The organism is Flavobacterium sp. FG19 (genome assembly GCF_057809475.1).
Map to the genome: position 1 here is coordinate 18725 of NZ_JBMDKA010000022.1, position 23534 is coordinate 42258.

General features: G+C 37.8%; 20 protein-coding genes. 7 read left to right on the top strand and 13 right to left on the bottom strand.

The annotated features are described in order from the left end of the window. The first annotated feature begins 3 nt into the window (after window positions 1-3). From ACODST_RS19645 to ACODST_RS19660, 4 genes are all read left to right on the top strand, one after another. Entirely contained in the window at window positions 4-2310 is a 2307-nt protein-coding gene (locus ACODST_RS19645; protein ID WP_488933786.1) for a penicillin-binding protein 1A, read from the top strand. A 167-nt stretch (window positions 2311-2477) separates the two neighbouring features. Beyond that, window positions 2478-3179 carry a CoA transferase subunit A gene (locus ACODST_RS19650; protein ID WP_488933787.1) on the top strand — a complete coding sequence of 234 codons (702 nt, stop codon included), beginning with the start codon at window positions 2478-2480 and terminating at the stop codon, window positions 3177-3179. A 90-nt stretch (window positions 3180-3269) separates the two neighbouring features. Continuing rightward, on the top strand, window positions 3270-3923 hold the full coding sequence (locus tag ACODST_RS19655; RefSeq protein ID WP_488933788.1) for a CoA transferase subunit B: 654 nt from the start codon (window positions 3270-3272) through the stop codon (window positions 3921-3923). A gap of 352 nt (window positions 3924-4275) precedes the next feature. Continuing rightward, the gene (locus ACODST_RS19660; protein ID WP_488933789.1) at window positions 4276-7050 is read left to right on the top strand and encodes a M4 family metallopeptidase; all 2775 of its coding nucleotides are present in this window, start codon (window positions 4276-4278) and stop codon (window positions 7048-7050) included. Between the two features lie 94 nt (window positions 7051-7144). Here ACODST_RS19660 and ACODST_RS19665 read toward each other — a convergent pair whose 3' ends face one another. Both ACODST_RS19665 and ACODST_RS19670 read right to left on the bottom strand, forming a co-directional pair. Beyond that, complete coding sequence (locus ACODST_RS19665; RefSeq protein ID WP_488933790.1) at window positions 7145-7672, bottom strand: DUF6646 family protein; 528 nt, start codon at window positions 7670-7672, stop codon at window positions 7145-7147. A 49-nt stretch (window positions 7673-7721) separates the two neighbouring features. Further along, complete coding sequence (locus tag ACODST_RS19670) at window positions 7722-8456, bottom strand: metallophosphoesterase family protein (RefSeq protein ID WP_488933791.1); 735 nt, start codon at window positions 8454-8456, stop codon at window positions 7722-7724. Window positions 8457-8593: 137 nt separating this feature from the next. Between ACODST_RS19670 and dinB the strand changes: the two genes are divergently transcribed. Continuing rightward, window positions 8594-9676 carry a DNA polymerase IV gene (gene dinB, locus ACODST_RS19675; protein WP_488933792.1) on the top strand — a complete coding sequence of 361 codons (1083 nt, stop codon included), beginning with the start codon at window positions 8594-8596 and terminating at the stop codon, window positions 9674-9676. A gap of 94 nt (window positions 9677-9770) precedes the next feature. Beyond that, window positions 9771-10271, top strand: a complete 501-nt coding sequence (locus ACODST_RS19680; RefSeq protein ID WP_488933793.1) for a PAS domain-containing protein — start codon at window positions 9771-9773, stop codon at window positions 10269-10271. A 124-nt stretch (window positions 10272-10395) separates the two neighbouring features. Here ACODST_RS19680 and ACODST_RS19685 read toward each other — a convergent pair whose 3' ends face one another. From ACODST_RS19685 to ACODST_RS19730, 10 genes are all read right to left on the bottom strand, one after another. Further along, window positions 10396-12000, bottom strand: a complete 1605-nt coding sequence (locus ACODST_RS19685) for a fumarate hydratase (RefSeq protein WP_488933794.1) — start codon at window positions 11998-12000, stop codon at window positions 10396-10398. 73 nt (window positions 12001-12073) lie between these two features. Beyond that, window positions 12074-12817 (bottom strand): hypothetical protein, encoded by a 744-nt coding sequence (locus ACODST_RS19690; RefSeq protein WP_488933795.1) that lies wholly within the window; start codon window positions 12815-12817, stop codon window positions 12074-12076. Window positions 12818-12821: 4 nt separating this feature from the next. After that, a complete protein-coding gene (gene tnpA, locus ACODST_RS19695; RefSeq protein ID WP_488933796.1) occupies window positions 12822-13283 on the bottom strand; it encodes an IS200/IS605 family transposase in 462 nt (153 codons plus the stop codon). Window positions 13284-14015: 732 nt separating this feature from the next. Next, complete coding sequence (locus ACODST_RS19700) at window positions 14016-15455, bottom strand: nucleoside recognition domain-containing protein (protein WP_488933797.1); 1440 nt, start codon at window positions 15453-15455, stop codon at window positions 14016-14018. Between the two features lie 110 nt (window positions 15456-15565). Beyond that, entirely contained in the window at window positions 15566-16639 is a 1074-nt protein-coding gene (locus tag ACODST_RS19705; RefSeq protein WP_488933798.1) for a winged helix DNA-binding domain-containing protein, read from the bottom strand. Window positions 16640-16706: 67 nt separating this feature from the next. After that, a complete protein-coding gene (locus tag ACODST_RS19710; protein WP_488933799.1) occupies window positions 16707-17420 on the bottom strand; it encodes a 3'-5' exonuclease in 714 nt (237 codons plus the stop codon). Between the two features lie 193 nt (window positions 17421-17613). Next, window positions 17614-18090: a methylated-DNA--[protein]-cysteine S-methyltransferase gene (locus ACODST_RS19715; protein ID WP_488933800.1), complete on the bottom strand. Its 477-nt coding sequence runs from the start codon at window positions 18088-18090 to the stop codon at window positions 17614-17616. Window positions 18091-18233: 143 nt separating this feature from the next. Then, window positions 18234-19049 carry an NAD-dependent epimerase/dehydratase family protein gene (locus ACODST_RS19720; RefSeq protein ID WP_488933801.1) on the bottom strand — a complete coding sequence of 272 codons (816 nt, stop codon included), beginning with the start codon at window positions 19047-19049 and terminating at the stop codon, window positions 18234-18236. 147 nt (window positions 19050-19196) lie between these two features. Next, window positions 19197-19649: a GNAT family N-acetyltransferase gene (locus tag ACODST_RS19725; protein WP_488933802.1), complete on the bottom strand. Its 453-nt coding sequence runs from the start codon at window positions 19647-19649 to the stop codon at window positions 19197-19199. Beyond that, window positions 19634-20536, bottom strand: a complete 903-nt coding sequence (locus ACODST_RS19730) for a LysR family transcriptional regulator (protein ID WP_488933803.1) — start codon at window positions 20534-20536, stop codon at window positions 19634-19636. Before ACODST_RS19730 ends, ACODST_RS19725 begins: the two co-directional genes overlap by 16 nt. 149 nt (window positions 20537-20685) lie before the next feature. Here ACODST_RS19730 and ACODST_RS19735 point away from each other — a divergent pair, with 149 nt between their 5' ends. Then, entirely contained in the window at window positions 20686-21081 is a 396-nt protein-coding gene (locus ACODST_RS19735) for a rhodanese-like domain-containing protein (RefSeq protein WP_488933804.1), read from the top strand. Between the two features lie 53 nt (window positions 21082-21134). On the opposite strand, the gene ACODST_RS19740 is transcribed toward ACODST_RS19735, so the two are convergent. Further along, window positions 21135-23525: a M28 family peptidase gene (locus ACODST_RS19740; protein WP_488933805.1), complete on the bottom strand. Its 2391-nt coding sequence runs from the start codon at window positions 23523-23525 to the stop codon at window positions 21135-21137. Window positions 23526-23534 lie beyond the last annotated feature (9 nt).

Below are 23534 nucleotides of genomic sequence, written 5' to 3' on the forward strand. Positions count from 1 at the left end.
GTTATGGCTGCTAAAAAAAACAATCAAAACAATACCGTTAAGGATATTAATTACTACAAAAAGAAATTCTGGAGAATTTTTGCCTATTCGTTATTAGGTGTTCTGGCCTTCTTTTTATTTGCCTCCTGGGGGGTATTTGGTTCTATGCCTTCGTTTGAAGATTTAGAGAATCCGGATTCAAACCTTGCTACAGAAATTATTTCTTCGGATGGAGTTGTAATTGGTAAATATTTCAAAACGAACAGATCACAGCTTAAATATTCAGATTTACCTAAAAATCTGGTAGATGCTTTAGTTGCAACTGAAGATGCCCGTTTTTATGAACATTCGGGAATTGACGGTCGTGGAACTTTACGTGCTGCTTTTTCGCTGGGAACCAATGGAGGAGCGAGTACCATAACACAGCAATTGGCCAAACAGTTGTTTCATCGTGGAGGATCCAGTTTTTTACCTTTTAGAATAGTGCAAAAAATAAAAGAATGGATTATCGCTATTCGTTTGGAAAGGCAATATACCAAAAATGAGATTTTGGCGATGTACTGTAACGTTTATGACTTCGGAAATTACGCTGTTGGTGTAAGTTCAGCCGCTCAAACCTATTTTTCCAAAGACCCTAAAGACTTAACCATAGACGAGTCGGCAATTTTAGTGGGAATGTTTAACAATTCATCCCTTTACAATCCGCTTCGTAATCCTGTTGGAGTAAAAAACCGCCGTGATGTTGTTTTGGGACAGATGGTAAAAGCCAAGATGATTACTAAGGCTGAAAAAGAAAAGTATCAGGCATTACCAATAGCTTTAAAGTTTAAATTAGAGAGCCACCGTGAAGGAATGGCCACTTATTTTAGAGAATATCTTCGTGATTACATGAAGAAATGGGTTGCCGAAAACAAAAAGCCAGACGGATCTGACTACGATATCTACAAAGATGGGCTTAAAATTTATACTACAATAGATTCAAGAATGCAGTCGTATGCAGAGGAAGCCGTTGCAGCACATATGCAAAACCTGCAGCAGCAGTTTTTTATTGAACAGAAAAACAATAAAAATGCCCCTTTCGTCAATATTACACAGGCCGAAACCGAAAGAATTATGATGCAGGCGATGAAAAACTCGGTTCGCTGGGCTCAGATGAAAGAAATGGATAAAAGCGAAGAGGATATTATTGCTTCTTTTAAAGTGAAAACGAAAATGCGTGTTTTTACCTGGAAAGGAGAACGTGATACGGTAATGACACCAATGGATTCTATTCGCTATTACAAACACTTTCTACAGTCAGGTTTAATGGCGATGGAACCTCAGACCGGAGCTATTAAAGCTTGGGTTGGAGGTATTAATTATAAATATTTTCAGTACGATCACGTAGGACAGGGAGCAAGACAGGTGGGGTCTACTTTTAAACCTTTCGTTTATGCAACCGCAATCGAAGAGTTAAATATGTCGCCTTGTGATTCTATTTTAGATGGTCCGTTTATGATTCATAAAGGGCGTCACCATGTAACAGCAGACTGGGAACCAAGAAACTCTGACTACAGATATCGCGGTATGGTTACTTTGAAACAGGCCTTAGCAGCTTCGATCAATACGGTTTCGGCTAAATTAATTGACAGAACAAGCCCTGAAGCGGTTGTGGAACTGACTAAAAAATTAGGAGTAAAAACAGAAATTCCGGTACAGCCTTCAATTGCCTTAGGTGCTGTTGATATTACAGTGGAAGATATGGTGGCTGCATATAGTACATTTGCAAATCAGGGAGTGTATGTAAAACCACAGTTTTTAAGCCGAATCGAGAACAAAAGCGGGGAAGTTATTTATGAGCCAATTCCGGAATCGCATGACGTTTTAAATAAAGATATTGCTTTTGCCGTAATTAAGTTACTTCAGGGAGTTACCGAAAGTGGTTCTGGTGTACGTTTGCGTACGCAGGGCGGAGGAAGCGGAGATAACCGCTGGACAGGTTATCCGTACATGTTTACAAACCCTATTGCCGGTAAAACCGGTACAACGCAAAATCAGTCTGACGGCTGGTTTATGGGAATGGTTCCGAATCTGGTTACCGGAGTTTGGGTTGGATGTGAAGATCGTTCAGCACGTTTCAAAAGTTTAACTTACGGACAAGGTGCAACGGCAGCTTTACCAGTGTGGGGATATTTTATGAAAAAATGTTACGCCGATAAAAACCTCCAGATTTCTAAAGGAGAGTTTGAGCGTCCGGCTAATCTTTCTATAAAAGTGGACTGTTATCAGAGACCTGCTGTAGTAAAAGATACTACGCAAACCGAACAAAATACGGATGAATTTGAATTGTAACAATGTTGCAATAAGGTTTGTCTAACTATATTTGAATCCCTTTACGACTCTTTTTAGAAGATTAGTAAAGGGATTTTTATTTTGGTTTTATTTTTACGAAATCGTTATAAATCCATCTAAAAATCTTATTTTTATCAAAAAATAGACAGTAATAAAGATAGTTTGTTATGATAACAAAAAAAGTAAATAACGTTCAGGAGGCTATTGAAGGAATTGAAAGCGGTATGACCATTATGTTTGGCGGTTTCGGATTATGCGGTATTCCTGAAAATACAATAGCGGCTTTAGTAAACACATCGATTTCCGATTTAACGTGTATTTCAAATAATGCGGGAGTAGACGATTTTGGTCTGGGGCTGCTGCTTCAGAAAAAACAGATCAAAAAGATGATTTCTTCTTATGTGGGCGAAAATGCAGAGTTTGAACGCCAGATGCTTTCGGGTGAACTGGAAGTTGAACTCACTCCTCAGGGAACTCTGGCGGAAAGATGCCGCGCCGCTCAGGCTGGAATTCCGGCTTTCTTCACACCGGCAGGCTACGGAACTGAAGTGGCGGAAGGAAAAGAAGCCCGCGAGTTCAACGGAAAAATGCATATTATGGAAGAGGCCTTCAAAGCCGATTTTGCTATAGTGAAGGCCTGTAAAGGAGATGAAGCCGGAAACCTTATTTTTAAGGGAACTGCCAGAAACTTCAATGCCTGTATGGCAGGTGCGGGAAAAATTACCATTGCCGAAGTAGAAGAACTGGTTCCGGCAGGAACTTTAGATCCAAATCAGATTCATATTCCGGGAATTATGGTGCAACGCATTTTTCAGGGAGAAAAGTTTGAGAAACGTATTGAACAACGTACAGTAAGAGCTAGAAATTAGATAATGAGAAAATGTGACAATTAGATAATTTCAAAGCAGAAGGTGAAAATTATCTAATTATCAAATTGACTAATTAACACATTAAAAGATATGTTAACAAAAGAAGATATAGCAAAACGAATTGCCAAAGAAGTAAAAGACCGTTATTTTGTAAATCTGGGTATCGGAATTCCAACGTTGGTGGCTAATTACGTAAGAGAAGATATTGCTGTAGAATTTCAAAGCGAAAACGGTGTTTTGGGAATGGGGCCTTTTCCATTTGAAGGCGAAGAAGATGCCGATGTTATTAATGCCGGAAAACAAACTATTACAACACTTCCGGGAGCCAGTTTCTTTGATTCGGCTTTCAGTTTTGGAATGATCCGCAGTCAGAAAGTCGATTTGACGATTCTGGGCGCCATGGAAGTTTCTGAAAACGGAGATATTGCCAATTGGAAAATTCCGGGCAAAATGGTAAAAGGAATGGGAGGCGCTATGGATCTGGTGGCTTCTGCTGAAAATATTATTGTAGCGATGATGCATGTAAACAAAGCCGGGGAGTCAAAAATTTTAAAAAGATGCACTTTACCGTTAACTGGTGTCGGCTGCGTTAAAAAGATCGTAACGGAGCTTGCGGTTCTCGAAGTAACAGAAAAAGGTTTTAAGCTCTTAGAACGAGCGCCAGGCATCTCAGTAGAGCATATTATTGCTTCAACTGAAGCCGATTTAATAATTGAAGGAGAAATTCCCGAAATGAATATTTAAATCAATTTCTTTTCATAAAGAAGAAGCCGGCTAGAAATAGCCGGCTTTTTTTGTGCTGTTTATTGTTAGGGTCACAGGACTTTATTTGATGATTTATTTGTTTTTGTCTGTAATTCAGTACTTTAAAATTGATTGATATGTTATTTTTCGCACATATTTGCTGCTAAATTCTTATGGTTTGTTATATAAAAGTGAAATTTAAGTAAAAAATGTTGCATTTTATCGATTAAAGGCAAATTTCATCGATTATCTAACAAAATTGAAATACTTTTATCTGTAATTTAAGTATTTACTTACTTTAATTCATTTGTTTTCAAAAACACTTTTACCAAACCTAAAAACCCCGCTTATTATGAAAAAAAAATTACCACGGATTATTACATCAGCCGTTATAGTAACTTTTTCACTCTCCGCTTTCGCTCAGGTAGCCGATAAGAGAGTCAGCCAAAAAAACCTGTCAGAAAATGGACAGCCAAGTTTAATTACTTTCAGCGAACTTTCTGATTACAAAAACTCAGAGTCACATAAGATTTTTAAGGAACAGCTGGGTTTAAAAGAAACGCAGTCATTTTCAAAAATTAAAACGGAATCTGATAAACAAGGTTTTATGCATGAAAAATTCCAGTTGTACGAACAAGGAGTTAAAGTAGAATTTGCTAATTATACGTTACACTCAAAAAACGGTAAGCTGGTTTCAATGAATGGTGAATTTTACAATTTTGAAAATGTAAAAGTTACTCCTAAGCTTTCCCGTGAAGCGGCATTTACGAAAGCGCTTAGTCATACAAAAGCTTCAGAATATCTTTGGGAAAAACCGGAAGATGCCAAAGAAATGGGATATGAAAAGCCTAAAGGCGAATTGGTACTGCTCCCGGATATGGAACAGCAGGGCGAAAACAGAGTGAGCGATAAGGTGCGCCTGGCCTATAAGTTTGATATTTACGCCACAAAACCGTTAAGCAGAGGAGATCTTTACATTGATGCTGAAACCGGAAAAGCCTTGTTTTACAATGCCGCTATAAAACATTTAAATGATAATGTTCATGGAAAGAAGTTTTCATCTTCTGAGAAAATAGAAAAAGAAGCTTCTTCATCAAAAATGGCAATGGTAGCTGCAAATGCGGCAACACGTTACAGCGGAACCCAGACTATTCAGACAACTTTAAGCGGTTCATCTTATATTCTTCTGGACGGAACAAGAGGAAACGGAATCCAGACCTATAATTCAGCAAGGACTGCAACTTATCCTACTACTAATTTTACAGATGCAGATAATAACTGGACTGCTGCAGAATATAATAATACCAATAAAGACAACGGAGCGCTGGATGCTCATTGGGGAGCCGAAATGACTTATGACTACTGGTCGGCTGTTCACGGCAGAAACAGTTACGATGATGCCGGAGCAAAAATTAGAAGTTATGTACATTATAATTTAATTGCGGCCGGCTATTCAAGTAATAATAATGCTTTCTGGAACGGAAGTGTGATGACGTATGGAGACGGAAGCGGCACAGGAGGTTTTGATATTTTAACTTCTCTGGATGTGGCCGGACATGAAATAGGCCACGCCGTTTGTACCTATACCGCCAATTTAGCTTATCAAAAAGAATCAGGAGCTATGAACGAAGCTTTTTCGGATATCTGGGCAGCTTGTATTGAGTATCGCGCCGCGCCAACCAAATCGACCTGGTTAGTGGGAGAAGATATTGAAAGAAGAAGCGGTCATATTGCCTTACGTTCTATGAGCGATCCAAATGCCGAAGGTCAGCCTGATACGTATGGTGGTACTTACTGGGTTAATGTAAGCTGTACGCCAACCAGCAGCAATGACTATTGCGGTGTTCATACCAATTCTGGTGTACTGAACCATTGGTTTTATATTTTGACCATCGGTAAAACAGGTACCAACGATATTGGAAATGCATACAGTGTAACAGGTATTGGTATTGATAAAGCGGCGAAAATTGCTTTTCGTTTAGAAGATGTGTATCTGTCATCTAATTCTACTTTTGCCAATGCCAGAACTTACGGGATACAATCGGCAATTGATTTATACGGGGCTGGTTCTGCTGAAGTAATCGCAACGACCAATGCATTTTATGCTATAGGTGTGGGTGCTGCTTATTCAGGAACGACAGATACAGTGGCACCTTCTGCGCCAGCCGGACTTACAGCTTCGGGTACAACCGGAACGACTACCAATTTAACCTGGACTGCTTCTACAGATAATGTAGCTGTAACAGGATATGACATCTATCAGGGAACAACCCTAAAAGGATCCTCAACCACAACTTCATATACGGTAACGGGATTAACAGCTTCTACCGCTTATACCTTTAGTGTAAAAGCCAAAGATGCAGCAGGGAATGTTTCGGCTGCCAGTAATACTGTAAATGTAACGACAACTACAGCTTCTGTAACCTATTGTAATTCTCAGGGAAGCAGTGCGGCAGATGAAAGAATAGGTAAAGTTGTATTTGGAACTATCAATAATACATCCACAGGAACCACAGGTTATGAAAATTATACGTCGATCTCAACTAATGCAGCCAGAGGCAGTTCTTATACGATTACGATAACACCAACATGGACTTCTACCACTTACAATGAAGGGTATGCTGTGTTTATTGATTATAATCAGGATGGTGATTTTGCTGATTCAGGAGAAACGGTCTGGACCAAATCGGCTTCAAAAACAACTCCGGTAACGGGAACCATTACAATTCCGTCAACAGCAGCTTTAGGAACTACCAGAATGAGAGTGTCTATGAAGTACAATGCTGTTCCAACATCCTGTGAAGGTTTCTCATACGGACAGGTGGAAGATTATGCGGTAAATATTACTGCTTCAGGAACAATTGAACCAGAGGAAATTACAGCAGGACTGATTGAAACTACCGAAGCTGGTTTTGCACTGTATCCAAACCCGGTTGAAAGCGAATTAACCGTTTTGATTCCGGAAGCAGAAGCCTATTCCTATAAAATCGTAAATACATTAGGACAGCAGTTAGGTTCAGGTCAGGCTGCAGGAGCGATTGATGTGAGCAAATTAAGCACCGGAATTTATCTGATTGAATTAAATAACGGTGATAAAAAGATCGTTAAGAAATTTGCGAAAAAATAGAAAACAAATGTATTGAAGGTAAGTTTTTCAAAAATACTTAAAAACAAAAACCGCCCTTTTTGGGGCGGTTTTTATTATATAAAGACTGTGTTTTTTACAAACTAAAAGAAGCTCCTAAACTAAAAGTAGCCTGATTGTTTAAATGATCAAATACATCATTATTGTCGCTGTATTTGGCAATTGGGAAACCAATTTCGGTAAAAACACCAAATCCGTCAGTAAAAAAGTAACGCCCGCCAATATGTCCGCCAAAGTTGCGTAAACCTAAACTTAAACCAGGATAAACGTCTAATTGCTCTACTCCGATAACACTGCTTAAATTGGCATTGATTCTTGCTTTAGCATCAAAACGATCTTTAAATTCCGGTTTGTAATCGTAGTAAGGAGTTGGATTGTTGTGGTAGATACCGTTAAAATTATCTACTCCCAGTAAATAACTTGTAACAAATCCAAAAGAGAAGTTCTCTCCTAAACCAAAGTCAATTGACCCTTGAATTCCTGAACCTCCATCTTGCAGATTAGCACCTACATTTACTCTCATGTCTCCTTTTCCTTTAAAAGCCTGTTGTGCCTGAGTAAATCCAAATGATACTAAAAACAAAAATGTGATAACTTTTTTCATAAACTTAAATATTAATTATTTTGCGTTGGCAAATTTAGTTTTTTACAGATTAATTCCTACCTTTTTCGTTAGAATACAATTCATTTAACGGTTCGCTCTGCCAGAATTCCTTGGTATTGATGTCCATAATAGTCAGTGGACCTTTAAAAGCGGCACCCGTATCCACATTCCAGACACAGGCTTTGTTTATAGGGACAGTCTGTCCGATTCGGGTAACCGGAGTGTGCCCGATATAGATTTCTTTATACACCGTAAATCGTTTAGGGTAATACAAATCATCAGGTTTTAAATTAGGATCTAATGCCAGGGCCGATTCCCAAAGTGTTCTGTCCCAGTAAAATAATTTTGGGAAATATTCCCAGACTACCCCGTTAAGGTTGGTAAATCCGGCATGGACAAAAAGACGGTTTTCATCATCCAGATAATAATCTTTTAGATCTTCAAAAAAGGCAATATGATCTTTTTTTCGTTCAGGAGAAATTTTAGCATATCCTTCAACAGTAGCTTTACCGCCATGTTTGTACCACATTTCTTCATCAAAATCTTCATGTCTGTTCTCAAGCCAGTCTAAGGCCAGCTGATCATGGTTGCCCCGAATAAAAATGCAGTTTTGTGTTTTTTTGAATTCAATCAGAAAATCAATTACTTCAGCCGACTGGCTCCAGCCGTCAACGTAATCACCTAAAAATATAAGGGTGTCTTGTGCAGTAACTCCGGCTCTTTTCAACACCTGCTGAAGTGCAAGCAGCCCGCCGTGTATGTCACCTATAACAAATGTTCGCATTTTTAAATATTTCGTAAACTACAAAAATAACGAAAATGATTTGTTTGGAATCATTTCCTTTCTAATCTTTAAAAATTGATATTATTTATAACTATTGACAACGTTTTTTTTAATGTTTTCCTGTTTAAATTTGCATAATGTCAGAAGAATCCATATATCGAAAAATAATCCATATTGATATGGACGCTTTTTATGCTTCGGTAGAGCAGATGGATAACCCTGCCCTAAAGGGAAAGCCAATTGCTGTGGGAGGTTCTGAAAACAGGGGTGTCGTAGCGGCAGCGAGTTATGAGGCGCGAAAGTTTGGTGTGCGGAGTGCCATTAGCGGCGTTCTGGCGAAAAAATACTGCCCCGAAATTATTTTTGTCCGGCCCAGATTCGATCGCTACAAAGAGATTTCGTCTAAAATTCATACTATTTTTCACGAATATACCGATCTGGTCGAACCACTTTCACTTGATGAAGCCTATCTGGATGTAACCCACAATAAAAAAGGCAATCCAAGTGCAAGCCTGCTGGCTCAGGAAATCCGTTTCCGGATTTTAAATGAAGTAGGGCTTACCGCATCGGCAGGAATTTCAGTTAATAAATTTGTGGCTAAAATAGCGAGTGATGTTAACAAGCCAAACGGACAAAAAACGGTTAACCCGGATGAAATAGAAGGTTTTTTGGAAGAACTGCCTATTCGAAAGTTTTACGGAGTGGGAAAAGTAACGACCGAAAAAATGTATCAGCTGGGGATTTTTACCGGTTTAGATCTGAAAGCCAGATCGCTGGAGTTTCTGGAAAAGCATTTTGGCAAATCAGGGGCTTTTTATTATCGTGTAGTCCGGGGAATTCATAACAGCGAAGTAAAACCCTTTAGAGTTACCAAATCAGTTGCGGCAGAACATACTTTCGACGTGAACCTGTCTTCGGAAATTTTTATGCTGGAACAGCTTGAGAAAATTGCAGTTTCACTGGAAAAGCGGCTTCAAAAACATAAAATTTCAGGTAAAACGGTAACACTTAAAATAAAGTACAGTGATTTTTCACAACAGACCAGAAGCAAAACCCTGCCTTATTTTATCTCAGATAAAAAATTAATCCTTGAAGTAATCGAAGAATTACTGTATCAGGAAAAGATGAAAGATTCTGTCCGGCTGCTGGGTATCTCACTTAGTAACTTAAATACAGAAGAAAAAAAGGCAGTAGCGGTGCAGTTGAAATTCACTTTCTGATCTACAGAAAATTCCGTAAAATGAAGTTTTCCATAGCATAAATCATGAATTTAGTCTTACCTTTGAGGAAAAGGATTTCTAAAATTCATTAAAAATGAAAAAGAATAACTCAGAAGAAATAACTGGCCGTACTCTGGTACCAATTCTGGCCCTGGATCTTCATTATGAGTATTTAAATGAATTGAAGGCCGTTTTTGCTGATATGAAAAGGGTTAATAAAATCTCAAGTCAGTTTACCTGGAATGAGAACGATCTTAACATTGAGGAGCGGATCAAAGAAGAGGTGGTTCTTATTACTGATCCGGATTTAAGAATTGTCTTTGCCTCTAACGGAATCAAAAAAATGACAGGATATCAGGAAGACGAAATCCTGGGTAAAACTCCAAAGATGTTTCAGGGAGCCGAAACCTGTCCTTCTGTACTTCAGGAGATTAGGGAAGCCATACAACAAAGAATCCCCTTTAAGAAAATCATCAATAATTACAAAAAAGACGGCAGAACTTATAAATGCAGTGTCGATGCACAACCCGTTTATAATGCAAAAGGGGAGTTGTCGCATTTTATAGCATTTGAAAAAGAAGATAAAAGTCTCTGAGTTGAAAGGGTGAAAAGGAACAAAACCACAATGGAAAATTTATTATAAAAAAGAAAACCGCCCTGAATAAGGCGGTTTTTTGTATTTAAGAATAGCAGTGTTTCCGTGCTTTTGCAGCTAAAAACTATAAATTTTCAAAGAAATCATTTCCTTTATCATCAGTAATAATGAAAGCAGGGAAATCTTTTACGGTTATTTTACGAACCGCTTCCATTCCTAATTCTTCAAAATCAACGACTTCTACTTTTAAGATGTTGTCTTTTGCCAGGATAGCAGCAGGACCTCCAATAGAACCCAGATAGAATCCGCCGTATTTGTTACAGGCATCAGTAACCTGTTTGGTACGGTTTCCTTTGGCCAGCATCACCATACTTCCGCCATGTTTCTGGAACTCATCGACATAAACGTCCATACGTCCGGCTGTTGTAGGACCAAAACTTCCCGAAGCCATTCCTTCCGGTGTTTTGGCAGGGCCCGCATAATAAACCGGATGATTTTTAAAGTAATCCGGCATTGGTTTTCCGGCATCCAGTAATTCTTTAATTTTGGCATGAGCAATATCACGTGCTACAATCACCGTTCCGTTTAATTTTAAACGGGTTTTGATTGGGTATTGTGATAGTTTTGCCAGAATATCAGCCATTGGCTGATCTAAGTCAATTTCAACAGGAGCTTCTAAATGTGGAGCTGTTTCCGGTAAAAACTGTTTTGGGTTTACTTCCAGCTGCTCAACAAAGATTCCGTCTTTGGTAATTTTGCCTTTAATGTTGCGGTCCGCAGAACAGGAAACTCCTAATCCAACCGGACAGGAGGCTGCATGGCGCGGCAGACGGATAACACGAACATCATGCGTAAAATATTTTCCGCCAAACTGAGCTCCGATTTCACTTTCCTGACAGATTTTTTGAACACGTTCTTCCCATTCTAAATCACGAAATGCCTGACCGGCCATATTCCCTGAAGTTGGGAGATTATCATAATAGCCGGCAGATGCTTTTTTAACAGCACTTAAATTGGCTTCTGCCGAAGTTCCGCCAATTACCAAAGCCAAATGATAAGGAGGACAGGCAGAAGTTCCTAAATCTTTAATCTTAGTACGGATAAAAGCATCCATCGATTTATCATTCAGTAACGATTTTGTCTGTTGGTATAAATACGTTTTATTAGCAGAACCACCGCCTTTTGCCATGAAAAGGAATTCGTAAGAAGCTCCTTTTTTAGCATAAATATCGATTTGTGCCGGAAGGTTCGATCCGGAGTTTTTCTCTTCAAACATCGAGATCGGAACAATCTGCGAATAACGAAGGTTGCGTTTTTGATAAGTATTGAAAATACCTCTGCTTAACCATTCCGCATCATCAACACCCGTAAAAATGCTTTCCCCTTTTTTTGCCATAACAATGGCCGTTCCGGTATCCTGACAGCTTGGTAACTGACCTTCGGCAGCAACAGAAGCGTTCTGAAGTAAATTGTAAGCTACGAAACGATCATTGTCTGTAGCTTCCGGGTCGTCAAGTATGTTTCTTAGTTTTTGTAAATGTGTCGTTCTCAGCATGAACGAAACATCGGTTAAAGCTTCTTCAGCAAGCAGTTCTAAACCTTTTGGATCGACAGTTAAAACTTCTCGTCCTCCAAATTGTTCTGTTTTTACAAAATCAGAAGTGATTTTGCGGTATTGCGTATCATCTTTTAAAATAGGATACGGATCCTGGTATATAAAATCAATCATTTCTTTGTTTTTTTACAAAGTTAGAAATTATTTACCTAAGAAAGAATTTGAATAAGGCTGCTTAGAATGGTTTTTACTGCTGGTTGTGAAACTCATTAAAGCTCATTTTCTTTTCAAAATACGCTTTGTCTTTTGCAGAAAGCAGTCTCTTTTTCCATTTATCGCCTTTTAATGAAAAAGAGATAGAATCGTAATATTTTACAACGCCTGAATCTTCTGAATCATCCTCTCCGGGTTCAAATGAAACAGTCTTGCAATAAAAACTTTCGGGGTCTTTTCCATTGTCGTCGCTCAGAAATTCAGTCCAGTTTCCCCAGCCGCTGTCGGACATCGAATACCATTGGTGTACAAGCTGAAGTTTATTGTTTTTCAAATAATAGAGATAATGATCATGGTTATAACCGCAGGCAGGATATCCCGAGCTGATTTTGATAAAAGAAGAATTTTTATCTGAAGAATCCGTTAAGCCTAACGAACCGTACCATTCGGCACCTTTTTCATACTGTTTGATTGATACATTCGAAGAAGCTATTTTGGTTTTGTTCTGATAAAAGTCGAGCCTGAAATGTGAAGTAACGATACTGTCTTTATCTGCTTTTTGACTCATCAGATTGGCAAATACATGACTAATACTGGTATTTTTATCATCCGAAAGACGGATCGTATCAGTATGCAGAGATTTTGGTTCAGTTTCTTTTCTGTTTTCCGAAAGCGTTTTTGAAGTCTCAATTGGATTTAAAGCTGCTGTCTGGAGTTTCTTCTGTTCTTTTTGACAGGCAGCAAACAGAATGATGATGAAGATATATGGTAGTTTCATAATATTACATTAGATCCTCAAAAATATATTTTTCTTCGTACTGAACCTTGAATTTGTTCAGAAAATTTAGATATTCATCGTTGAAATTTTGTTTTTTGTGGTGCTCTTTTTGGTTTTCGATGTATTTGTAGACCGCATCGATCTGAGATTGACTGTAAGAGAAAACTCCGTAACCTTCCTGCCAGGAAAATCTGGATTTAGTTAAATGATGGTCGTTTATGTATTTCGAAGATTTTGCTTTTACAGCTTTCATTAATTCTGACAGGGTTGTGGTGGGTTTAAATGCAAACAGACAGTGGACATGATCTTCAACTCCATTTACGATAATTGTTTTACATCCCGTTTCATTGATAAGATTCCCAATTACCCCCAGTAATTTTGATCTCCATTTCTCGTCAAGCACCGCATTTCTGTATTTTACCGCAAAAACAGCCTGAATATAAATTTGATGGTAGGTATTTGCCATTTCATTTTTTTTATAAAATAAATGAATCTTCACGGAATAAAATTTGTTTTTGTAATATTTAACTTTCTTTTTTTTAATAAATTTTCAACGGATTAAAATCCGTTGCTACAAAATGAATCGTTCCTTCGGAACTTTAAGATGGAGGTGCTTTATTTTTTAATGAATTTTAATCTGTCCCTGGAAAATGAATTGTTCTTCCGACATTCTGGGAATATTATAAATTCATTCGAATAAATCCGTTTTAAGAGGAACACATGATTATTCAAGAGCCATCGGCTCGTTTAATAGTGTAGGGCCGGATTTTAATCCGGTTATACGAATGAATGCGAAAAGAAAAAAAGATCCGTAGGATCGGATCATAAAAATTAGATTTTGTTTTTAGGATTTAATTTGTCGAGCTGTATCGTTCCTCTGGAACTTTGCGTTAGCGACGTTCTGTTTTCAACGGATTAAAATCCGTTGCTACAAAATAGATCGTTCCTTCGGAACTTTAAGATAGCGGTACTTTATTTTCAATGAATTTTAATCCCTTGGTGTAAAAATGAATTTTTTCTTCAGCATTTTGTAAATCTATCGCAATAAATTCGTTTTAGAAAAAAGTATTATGATTCAAGAGCCATCGGCTCGTTTAATATTGTAGAGCCGGATTTTAATCCAGCTATGCGAATGAATCGAAACAGAAAAATAGATCCGTAGGATCGGATCATAAAAATTAGATTTTGTTTTTTAGATTTAAAAAAACCATGTTGCGACAAAAATAGCTGTAATCACACAAATAACATCTACTAAAAGCATCGTACCAAGAGCATAGCGGGTATTTTTGATGTTAACTGATCCGAAATAAACGGCAATTACATAAAAAGTACTTTCGGCACTGCATTGGAAAATACTGCTTAGTCTGGCAGTTAACGAATCGGCTCCAAAAGTGTTCATAGAGTCGATAAGAAAACCTCTTGATCCGGCAGAACTAAACGGACGAAGCATAGCCACAGGCAAGGCGTTAGTAATTTCTTTGCTTACTCCCATATTAGAGAAAACAAAAGCAATTCCGTCACTTATAATTTCAAATAAACCACTATTTCTGAATAATGAGATGGCCACAAGCATTCCCAGTACATAAGGAAAAATGGTAACACCGGTTTTAACGCCATTATTGGCACCCACTACAAACGTGTCAAAAACGGTAGTATTGGCTTCTGCGAATTTCTTTTCATTTTTGAAAGAAAAGATCAGCGTGAAAGCAATAATCGCAATTAAGATTAATCCCGAAAGATTAGAAGTAAAGTAATTTTTTCCAATTAAATCCAGTTGATTTACGTACATCAGTAAACCAATGATGGCCGCAATTAATCCCATTAAACCAATGAGAAGGGAGCCGCTTTTAAAATTGATTTTTTGTTTAATTCCCACGATCAGAAAGGCAGCGATTGTTCCAATGAATGACGTAATGATACATGGAAGCATTACATCGGCAGGATTACTCGCATTGGCTGCGGCACGATATCCGATAATTGAAGTGGCAATCAGGGTTAAACCCGAAGCATGCAGACACATAAACATAATCTGGGCATCACTTGCTTTGTCTTTTTCAGGGTTTATTTCCTGCAGACTTTCCATCGCTTTAAGTCCGAAAGGTGTTGCAGCCGAATCTAATCCGAGGAAATTGGCAGCAAAATTTAAAGTCATATAGGAAATAGAAGGGTGATTTTTAGGAATACTTGGAAACACTTTCACAAATACAGGGCTTAGCAGTTTTGCCAGATTTCCTGAAGCGCCCGAAACAATTAAAAGTTCCATCAGCCCGCAGAAAAAGGCCAGATAAGCAATTAATGGCAGAATTAAATCTATTAAAGTACTTTTACAGGTTGGCAGTAAACCGTCGGATTTTTGAAGTCCGCTGTAAATTTTTACCGTTTTGTTTTTGAAAACATAAGTAGTATCGGTATTAAGCGTATCACGATTGATAATCATGGTCTGATCCGGGGCCTTTTTGATACTGTCTTTGATAAAAGACGGAAGCTGTTCTATATATTTTTCGGATACCAGAATCGGATCGTCTTTTTTACCATTTAAAACAGAATCGATTGTATAAGTGTTAGCTGTAAATAAGCTCACTACAATAAAAACAATCGAAGAAATAAAAATGACCAGCCAGAATCTGCTTAATACCATAATGCTAATTTTTTTGTAAATGTAATTATTTAGCGAGAATAAGTACAAAGATTTTGTTCTCTAAGGGCGAATTATGTTTGGAGTGGATATAATCGTAATGAAATTTCTAATTATTCAATTACGATTTTAGTCCCAAGATAGTTCTCAAAAGATTTGATTTCCTCAAATATGGCTTGTTTTTTTGAGTTGTCAGTTTCATTAAAAAACTCGGTTTCAATTTTGACATGATCTTTTTTGAAGGTTCTTTTCCAGATTCCGGTCACTTTTCCGTCTTCCAGAATTATGGGTTTAAAAATGCCGTTATTGGTAAAAACCTTATTTTGATGTTCTGATAAAAAAGAGACTTCTCTGGTTTTATAGGCGATTAGAATTTCGTCAAAAGCGGGGAGGAAGTGAACTTTTTTATTATAGCTATTATGTTCAAAGTTTTGATTTACAAAGTAATATGTTTTATTTTCTATCGTAACATTTTCTAATTGCAACTTAATTGCGTCAATCGTTTTTTGGCAGATTGTAGGTGAAAAGCCCGACCACCAGGAGAAATCAGACAGTGTTGCAGGACCATGACTTTCAAAATAACGAAGGGCCAGTTTCGTCAGACCTTCTTCTTTAGTCAGTTTGTTTTTTGGTTTTGGAACACGTTCTTCCAATAGAGCATAAGTGATTTTTTTACCCTTCATTCTTCCATTACAAACCAAACCATCCTGTTCGGCATGCATCATAATCGCGGCGCTTAGAAAATCTTCCTTAGAAGTTTTTTTTATGCCGAGTTCCTGCATGATTTCGTCACGGGTTAAATAATTGTTTCCGGATAATAGTTTAGCGATAGCACTATTGGTCTGTTCTAATTTTTTAGCATCGTAACCAAACTTTTTAGCTCCTGATAACGTCATTTGTTTTACCTGATGTCCGGCAATGTCCAGCATCCAGTAAATATCTTCGGGTGCAACAAAATGCCAGGTGGGGCGTAAAATATGGGTTCTAATGATTTGTGCCGAGTTTACAGCTTCTTCAATTTCTTTTTCTGAGGCATCACAACGGGAACCAATGGCCCATTTTGCCATAGCATAATCCTGAGCCTGCATGGCACCAAAATGCCGAACGACCTCCTGTGGCGAACATGTAGCAGCCTTAAACAATTTTTGACAAGCCAGACGGTGATGAGAAATTTCAGAAGGAGTCATATTCAGAAGTATTTTAAACCATGTAAGTTAAGTTCGTGTAAAAAGCAATTTCAGCGTCTTAAAAGCATCAGACATGAATAATTTCATCTTCAATCAATAACTCTTCACGGCGTAAACGGAGAAAAATCTGTGCTACTGCAATAGTATCTTTTTCGCAATACGTTATTATTCGGTCAATATCTTTATCGACATAATACACCTGGGCTACCTGACTGCCGTCAATATCACCTTTTGGAGAAGGCACACCAAGAATTTTGGTCAGGAGTTTCAGAGAGGTAAAATGTTTGTAGTCGCCAAATTTCCATAATTCTAATGTATCCAGATGTGGGATTTCCCAGGGCTTTTTACCAAAAAGATTCAGTTTGTCCGGGATGGCAATCTGATTGATAATCATACGGCGGGCTAAAAACGGAATATCAAATTCTTTGGCATTATGGCCGCATAAAAGATGCTGTGGTTTATTGAAATGATTGTTAAGCAGATTATTAAAGTCCTTGAGGATCTTTTCTTCTTCTCCAAAGAAAGAAGTTACCCTGAAATTACGGACATCCGCTTTAATAGTAAAATAACCAACGGAGATACAGACGATTTTGCCAAACTCTGCCCAGATCCCGGCACGATCGTAAAATTCTTCAGGTGTAAAATCGTCTTTTCGCTGATATTGGGTTTTACTATCCCAAAGAGACTTCATTTCTTCATCGAGCAGATTGAAGTTTTCTTCTTCGGGAACGGTTTCTATATCCAGAAAGAGGATATTGTTAAGGTTTATTTTGTCGATCATAGTTTTATTATGTATGGTTTTGCCACGAATTCGCGAATTTTTAATAATTCTTTATGTGGTATAAATGTACACAATTTTGATTTTTATAAAGTATTTAATCTTATAAAAAGAATGAATTTTCTTATTTTTAATAAAGCGGTATTGCTGAGAAATAAGAATAGAAGAAAATTGAAATAATTCGCAACAAATCTTCTTAAAATAAACTTTGCTGTTTGGCTGGGCTTTCATGTTCCAGCAGCCATTTTTTACGGGTTAATCCGCCGGCATAACCGGTTAAAGATCCGTTTGTTCCAATAACACGATGGCAGGGCACTACAATCCATAACGGGTTTTTGCCATTTGCCGAAGCAACTGCCCGAATTGCTTTTACATCGCCGAGCTTTTTGGTTTGGTCCATGTAACTAACGGTTTTTCCATACGGAATTTCAAGTAACGATTTCCATACTTTTTGCTGGAATTCGGTTCCCTGCGGATTTAGTTTTAAATCAAAATCGGTTCTTTTGCCTTCAAAATATTCATTTAGCTGTGAAACCGCATTTTGCAAAACTTCCGGAATAGTTTCTGAAACTTCACTTGTACCGGCATCAGAAACAGAAATGACAGCAATGCCATCCAGATCTCCAACAATTTTGGTGATTCCTAAAGGCGAATTGATGTAGACTGTTTCCATAATTTTTTTGAGTTAATTACAAAGATAAGGAAGGTTTTGCAAAAGTTTTTTAAACCATATAAGTTATATAAGTTCTCTTAAGCCAGGTTTACTAGATTTTGCGTAGAGAAAACAATGAAAAACTCAAAACGTTTTTTAATGGTTTAATAATTTTCCAGTTGAAAAGAATAGTTTAAAACGGCTTCAATTTTTTCGCCGGAGATTACCTTTTTGATGTTTGATTTTTCGGAACTGAATCCCGGTAGTATAAGCTTTCGCTCTTTTGCTTTTTGGGTATAATATTCTTCTCTTGTGGGATGAAATGGTGCTGCAGCATTAAAAACCTCATTCCATTTCTCCTGCTTTATGATTTCCTCAATAATTCTGATGCAGTCATTCTGATGGATCAGATTGACTGGCGCATCCGGGCTTTCAAGGTTTTCTTTTCCGGCTAAAAATTTAACGGGATGACGGTCTTCACCGATTAATCCGCTGAAACGAAGAATCGTGGTTTCGAAGTTTTGATTACTTTGAAGAACCTTTTCTGCTAAAAGCAATTGTTTACCGCTTTCAGTGTCAGGGTTGGGTATGATTTTTTCTGTAATGAATTCGTTATCGTCTCCGTATACTGAAGTAGAACTTACAAAAAGTACTTTTTTGATACTGGATTTTTCAATAAACGGAATCAGGTTTTCGATTTTTTGTACAAAAACCTTCTTTTCAGAATCGGGATTTTCATTGCGTAATTTTGGCGGAATATCTATAATCAGGATCTCGCTTTCGGCTAAAAAAGCAGTTATGTTCCCCAAAATGCCATCACTTTCAACATTAATTAAAAACGGATTTATTCCACCTTCTTCTAAGGTTGAAAGTTTATTTTCGGAAGTTGTGGATCCTTTTACTGAATTTCCATTTTTAATTAGTGTTTCTGCTAACGGAAATCCGAGCCAGCCGCAGCCTAATATGCTTATTTGAGTCATTCTTTTAGAGGTTCAAAGAAGCAAAGATACAAAGGTTGAAAGGTTTTTGTTTCATGTACTTTTGGAGAGTACAAATCATTTTAATCCTTTAATCTGTGGCTGTAAAATTTTGCGTGCCCGTTCTGGACAGCTGCCGGGATTATGAGATTAAATCAAAGCCAGTGTAAATCGAACTTTGTCTTTTCCTTTTGCACCAATCCGGTTATAGAATTTAATGGCTCTTTCATTAAAGTGAGGAGTCTGCCATTGTATGTTGATACAATTATTTTGAATACCTATTTCTTTTAATTTGTCTATGAGGACTTCTCCAATTCCAAAACTGCGGGCTTCTTCTTCTAAAAACAGACAATCCATATACAGAAAATCAGCAGCATCCCAGGTTGAAAAATCAAAGGTATAAGAAACGTATCCTGCGATCTTGTCTTTTACAGAAACAACCAGACAATGCAGTTTTGGATTTTCACCAAAAAGGGCTTTCCTCAGTTTTTCTTCTTTTCCTTCGGGAGAATAATCTGCTTTTTCAAAGGCAGCATGTTTCTCACACAAAACAACGAGTTGAGGCAAGTCGGTTATTTCGCAGTTTCTTATTGAATATTCCATTGGAGGTTAATTTCGCTTTGCAGAAAAGTAATAAAATGATGAAAATAATCAGGATGGGTTTCATTTGCTCTTACAGCGATATAATGTTTGCGTTTCAGTCCGTTTTTGCCCACCTTAACGGCTTTGATCGGATTGTTCTTTAAATGCGGCTGTAAAGCCCATTTTGCCATTGACATTACGCCCATGTCGGCTTTTACCATTTCAAGAGAAGCTTCTGTCAAAGGCATTGGAGTTATCTTTTTGGGAGAAATTTTAGCCGGTGCCAAAAGAAACTGATGAATGGTAACGGTTTCCAACGGAAGAGAATGTATTATCAAATGTTCATTGATGAAATCTTCGGCTACAACATATTTTTTGTCTGCCCATCGATGATTTTCAGAAACCACCATTACCATTTCATCCTGAAAAAGTTCGGTATATTTTATATGATTGTCTTTAATGGTATCGCTTACAATGGCAATATCGATGGTATTTTCTAAAAGCTTCTGCAAGGGGATATGTGTTGCCTCGGTCATGATTTTAAGCTCGACATTGGGATACAAAAGATGAAACTGTTTTAAAACAGAGGGCAGCCAGTGGTAACTCGAAAAACACTCGGTACTGATCCGGATTTCGCCGTATTCACCAAAAACCATCTGTTTGATCTGGCTTTGGGTTTCCGAAAGTTTGTTCAGAATTTCATTAGCCGTTTCATAGATTTTTTCACCGGCTTTTGTGAGAACCAGTTTTTTGTTGGTTCGTAAAAAAACGGGAGTCCCCAATTGATATTCGGCTTCTTTAAGCTGATGGCTCAGAGCTGATTGTGTCAGGTGAAGTTTGTCAATGGCTTTGGTGATACTGCCTTCTTCAACAATTGCTTTGATCAGTTTTAAATGACGGATTTCCATTTTTTTAGGTATTTACAGAACAAAGTAACAAAATTTTAGACTGGCTTTTACATGAAAAAAACTAATGCGGTTCATGAATTCTTTTCGTTTTTATGACAGGGAATGAACTTCTACTTTTGGAAAACAAAATCATTAAAAACACAATTACAATGGAAGCACAAATTAAACATTATGAGAATAAGCTGGCTTTTGAAATGGATCCTTCAGATTTATTCGATGCTCTAAACGATGGTGAAAAAATAATAGCAATCGATGCCCGGCGGGCTTTTGGATATGACGAAGAACATATTCCAAACGCAATCAATATTCCGCATCGTGAAATGAACCTGGAAACAACACAGCATTTAGACCGTGAGGTTTTGTATGTGGTATACTGTACCGGAATTGGCTGTAATGCTTCGACAAAAGGAGCTTTAAATATGACCAAACTGGGATTTAAGGTCAAAGAACTTATAGGTGGTCTGGAATGGTGGAAAATCGACGGTTTTTCAACCGAAGGGACAAAAGGGGTGAAGGAAGGTTTAAAAGTAGAATGTGCGTGCTAAAAACAAAAAAGCAGACTTTGTTTCGAAAGTCTGCTTTTTTATTTGAAGTTCATTTATTGCGGAATAACAGGTTTCAAACTGTCCTTTACAATTACAGCGCTGTCTTTAACCGGAGCGGGCTGTATTGGAGGAGTTACCGGAGCGGTATATCTTTTTATTTTCTGCTGAATCATTATGGCATCGTTTAAAACAAAAGGTGTCGGCATCATCCAGTCGCTCCTTGGTTTAACTTTTAATTCCGGATTTGTCATCAGATCGAAGGAACTTTCGATTAAATCCATATCAAAAACAGACGATTTGTTAATATAGAATTCCATTACGAGCGGTTCGTTTCCTACCACGTAATAACATAAAATTTTACTGTCTTCACGCTGTAAACGGTTTCCTTTTTCACCAGCAGTTGAAACACCGTTTGCTTTAAAGTTATAAAACGTCATTTTTGGATTGGCGTAGATATCGTAACGGTTTACTTTTCGGTTTGGCGTGATTTTAATCTTTAAGTAACGGTTACTGCCCACAACGCTGTCTTTCAGAAATGCAATTGTTGGTTTTGGAATATCGATAACCGGTGCAATTGCACTGTGCGTGAACGTTGTATTGTATTTACTGGCAATAGGGAGACTGTTTAAACCCGGGGCTTTTTGGTTTTTTTCTCCCAGATACGATTTAGTCCATTCATCAAGATTGATATCATAAGTGGCCCAGACGGCAGAATTGGTATTGGCGTTGTAGATATACAACAAGCTGTTTGATTTTGCTTTTCCGTGTTCGTATCCAGAATGGTATCCGGCATAGACGAAAAACCCAATGGATACCGCAAAGAAAACCATAATCCAGGCTCCTTTTTTAGCAAAAGTATTGAATATCGGAAGCAATAATCCGAAAAGAAGAACGGTTAGTACTGCACTTCCAAAAAGGATTTTCAATCCTAAACCAATGGGAAACATGACTATAAAAGGTGCAATGACAGCCAGAGCCGGAATACTGAAAAGTAAATTCACTCCTAAACTGTAATGCTGGGTAAAAACAAATATTCCGAACAAAAGGATTCCAAAATATACCGGAATAATTAAGAAGCCGGCTCCTGTTAAACTGTTTGCCAGAAATCCGTTTATGATGATCCAAAGCAGCAAAGGCGCTACAAAATGGTTCATGGTTATTTTGGCATCCGAAAAATGGTGGTAAAAAGCAAAGCAGATCGCGATACTTAAGGTTACAAAAGCCCCAATGTAGGCATGGCCGTTATAAGTGAATCCGTTTAACAGATCAGAGTACTGAGGGTAGATTTCCAGAATAATTTTCCATCCCAAAAAGGTCACTAAACCTGCAATGATGAGAGAACCCAAAAGCGGAACAAAACCTTTGAATATTTCTCTGAGCGTAATCATTCTTTTGGCTTTTCCAATAAACATGAAAATGACTAATAGTCCAAAAGCAATAAGTGTCATTGGCATCACCCATGAAAACGGGTAACTGATAAAAGTGAAAGGAGCATTAAAATAGACATAATCTTCGGTAGAAGTGGTCTGGTTTAAGTCTGTATTGGCGAAGTATTTTAGTAACGGCATCAGATAAGAACCCTGATGTGCCAGCGTGGTTTTGTTTAAATGCTGAACGTCGTCCTGCTGGGTGTGGTAATTGTAGTGTCCGTCGATAAAAGCAAAATTAAAGCCTGGAACATTCCCCTGTTCTCTAAAAACAGTTAAGTCGGTATCGTTAGGAAGCATTTTGTAAATGCTGTACATGAGAGAATTAGATACCGGATAAGAAGGTTTGGCACTGCTAAATTCCTGTATAAGTTTTTGATTGCCCTGATTGGTTTCCAGAAGCATGTAGCTTGGCCCTGAAGTTCCCCTTGCTTCAAAGTTTAATACCAGACCTACATCTTTTGCCCACGGATGTTTGTTTACAAAAAGTGCGGCGCCGTTTAAACCTAATTCTTCTGCATCGGAGAACAGAATAATGATATCATTTTTTTGAGGTTCTTTGGCATATAAAAAGGCTCTGATTCCTTCGAGTATGGTAGCAACACCCGATGCATCGTCGCTTGCACCTTTTGAAAAAGAATGCGGCGCACTGTCATAATGAGAAAGTAATAAAAGAGCTTTTGTATTGTTTGTTCCCTTAATCCGGGCCAGTATATTTTTAGATTTTACTAAAAGCCCCCTGTCGTTAAGTGTATATCCTTCCTGAATACTCGTCTCTAATCCAATTCTGTTAAGCTCCAATTTAAGATAATTGGCTACCAGTTCGTGATTGGTTGAGCCTACATAGTGTGGTTTTTGGGCTATAATTTCAACCTGATTTAAGGCTCTTTCAGTCGAAAAATCAGCAAGAGCTTCATCGTTTTTTGAAATGTACTGCGGCATCATTGTGGTATAAATAATTGCCAGCAATGCCAGTATACAGACTATTGCGAGAATCGAGGTGGGGTTTTTTCTCATGGTAAATAC